General features: G+C 68.2%; 1 protein-coding gene. It reads left to right on the top strand.

Features of this window, described 5'->3' with window-relative positions:
- Positions 1-49: 49 nt before the first annotated feature.
- The coding region (locus ELR45_RS41715; protein WP_240760244.1) for a gamma-glutamyltransferase at positions 50-434 on the top strand (385 nt) is incomplete at its 3' end.

Below are 434 nucleotides of genomic sequence, written 5' to 3'. Positions count from 1 at the left end.
AACCGTGCACATGGCACGGTTAGTGTTCATGATCATGGGAGGATAAGGCATGACTTTGCGCACACCCGAGTTCACCACCCGGCCCGTACTCACCGGAGGGTTCGGGATGGTGGCATCCACGCACTGGCTTGCCTCCCAGACCGGAATGGCCGTCCTCGAGCGCGGCGGGAACGCATTCGACGCGGCGGTGGCCGCCGGTTTCGTCCTGCAAGTGGTCGAGCCGGAGATGAACGGCCCCGGGGGCGAGGTGCCGATCCTGGCGTGGCACGCCGGCGAACAGCGCCCGTCGGTGGTGTGTGGACAGGGCACAGCTCCGGACGCTGCCGACATCGCGGCGTTCGAGGACCTCGGACTCGACCTGGTGCCCGGCACCGGGCAGCTGCCGGCGTGTGTCCCCGGATCGTTCGGCGCGTGGATGCTGCTGCTCCAGCGCT

The sequence above is a fragment of the Phytoactinopolyspora endophytica genome (assembly GCF_004138495.1).
Lineage (GTDB): Bacteria > Actinomycetota > Actinomycetes > Jiangellales > Jiangellaceae > Phytoactinopolyspora > Phytoactinopolyspora endophytica.
This window is presented reverse-complemented; position numbering and strand designations above follow the sequence as displayed.